The organism is Flavobacterium plurextorum (assembly GCF_002217395.1).
Classification (GTDB): domain Bacteria; phylum Bacteroidota; class Bacteroidia; order Flavobacteriales; family Flavobacteriaceae; genus Flavobacterium; species Flavobacterium plurextorum.
In genome coordinates this window covers 1-2,255 of sequence record NZ_MUHD01000057.1, presented here as the reverse complement: position 1 = coordinate 2,255, position 2,255 = coordinate 1, and the positions used below count along the sequence as shown (strand labels likewise).

At 31.1% G+C, this 2,255-nt stretch carries 2 protein-coding genes and 1 pseudogene; all 3 read left to right on the top strand.

Annotated features, from left to right (window positions below; translation table 11 throughout):
- Positions 1–79: 79 nt before the first annotated feature.
- The gene (locus B0A81_RS21340; RefSeq protein ID WP_089054020.1) at positions 80–520 is read left to right on the top strand and encodes a KTSC domain-containing protein; all 441 of its coding nucleotides are present in this window, start codon (positions 80–82) and stop codon (positions 518–520) included.
- Positions 521–778: 258 nt separating this feature from the next.
- Entirely contained in the window at positions 779–1,540 is a 762-nt protein-coding gene (locus B0A81_RS21335; RefSeq protein WP_089059890.1) for a DUF4369 domain-containing protein, read from the top strand.
- Positions 1,541–1,558: 18 nt separating this feature from the next.
- Positions 1,559–1,945, top strand: a pseudogene (locus tag B0A81_RS21330) (peroxiredoxin family protein); the annotation flags it as partial.
- Positions 1,946–2,255 lie beyond the last annotated feature (310 nt).

Here is a 2,255-nt window from a genome sequence, read left to right as displayed (position 1 = left end):
TGTACCTTTGCAAAAAATTTGTCGTTTTGAAGTAAAAACACTCATTTCGAACTAATAGACAAGAAGTTACCTTTTATTTATGAAAAAAATAGTTGAATACCGCAAGTTACTAAACGTAGACAAAACTGCTGAATTAAAAGATTTGAAAACCATTTATCGTAATGCGATGAAAGAAGCTCATCCTGATAAATTTCAAGGTGATGATGCTGGTTTAAAAGCGGCAGAAGAAAAAAGTAAAGCTATCATTGAAGCGTACCATTTCTTGGTAAGTATTAATCCTGAAACGATTAAACTAAATTTACCAGAATATACTGAAACTATCGCAACTTCATCAATTACTGATTATAAATTTGTTGAAGGTCGTTTAATTATCGATTTCTCTAACGGAAGTGTTTATGAATACATTAGTGTTCCTAAAGCAACTTATGTAAAAATGGTAAACGCAGATTCTCCTGGAAGATTTGCAAAAAGACACATTTTGAACTCTTTTACTTGGAGAAAGAAAACAAATCAAGAATAGATTTCTTAAAAAATATTCTAAAAAGCACTCTTTTACAGAGTGCTTTTTTTATGCCTAAAAATTAGAAAAAAGCAAAATCACTCCTCAGAATAAAACCAAAACTAGAGTTTTAAATCAAATTAAAGCACCAAACATATTGATTACAGGCAAATTAACCCTTAAAAAACTATAACAAAATTTTAGGTTACAAAATTCTGTATGTTTTATAATTTTAGATACTTTTGTTGCACAAATCAATTAACTAATTAATTTTTTATAATGAAAAAAATACTTTTTTTACTTACAGCTTCTGCGGCTATCATTTCATGCAGTAAAGTTAAAGACGGAGAATACTTAATTACTGGTACCGCAACTGGAATTGAAAACGGAAAAACCATTATCCTTCAAGGTCTAGACCCAGCTACAAGAATGCCTTTAGCACTTGATACAGTAAAAGTTGAAAATGGAAAATTTGAAATAAAAGGAAAAGTTACTGAACCAGCTTTCCATACATTAATTCTTCAAGGTGCAAACGGACCAATTCCTTTTATCTTAGAAACAGGAGAAATCAACATTGCAATTGATAAAGACAGTATTCATAAATCAAAAATTTCTGGAACTTACAGCAATGATGAGTACGTGAAATTTCAAGAAGATCTTAACAAAACTCAAAAAAGCTTAATTGATTTTCAGAAAAAGAATACTCAGAAAATGCAGCAAGCTCAACAAGCTCAAGATACAGCAACTATCAATGGCTTGATGAAACAATACATGACTATTCAAACAGAAGTACAAGAAAATAGCAAAAAGAAATATTTAGCTTATGCTGAAGGTCATCCAAAATCTTTTATCTCTGTTCTAATTGTTCAAGGTATGGCTGCTGACCCAAGTGCTGACATTAAAAAAACAGAAAGTTTATTTAATGCTTTAGATGAGTCATTAAAAAATACTACTCCAGGTAAAGAGGTTAAAACAAAATTAGGTCAAGCGAAAATGCCTGCCGTTGGTGCTACAGCTCCAGCAGTTGGTAACGCGAAATGAAGAGCAGACTTTTCTGCGCCAAATCCAGAAGGAAAAGTAGTTTCGCTTAAAGAAAGTTTAGGCAAAGTAACGATCGTTGATTTTTGGGCTTCATGGTGCGGACCATGCCGACAAGAAAACCCTAATGTTGTAGCAATTTACAAAGAGCTGCATTCAAAAGGATTAAACATTGTTGGAGTTTCATTAGACAAAGACAAAAGCAAGTGGACAGAAGCTATCGCAAAAGATGGTTTAACTTGGACACACGTTTCAAACCTAAAATTTTGGGATGAACCAATTGCAAAACAATATAATGTTGAATCAATTCCAGCTACTTTTATTCTTGATGCATCAGGAAAAGTAGTTGCTCAAGACTTAAGAGGTCCAGAATTGAGAGCAAAAGTATTAGAGCTTTTAGCTAAATAATACATTCTTAGAATAAAATAAAAAAATCTCCCTAGTGGAGATTTTTTTTGTTTTACAGCATTCCCATTTAAAACTGGAATTTCATCAAGCAGAGATTAAAATTCAGCCAAAAAAAGAGTGATATACTACTGACTTAAATTTTACCTATCAATAAAAATTTAGATTAAGCTAATTAGAAAGTACAATACTAAACGAATAATCTTTCCTTATTTCTAATTAATACATCCATAAAAGCAAGGGCTGACAGCTTTATTGAAGATCTAATTGAAAGCAAAAACAACAAAATATTCATAAAAATATTCTTACTTTT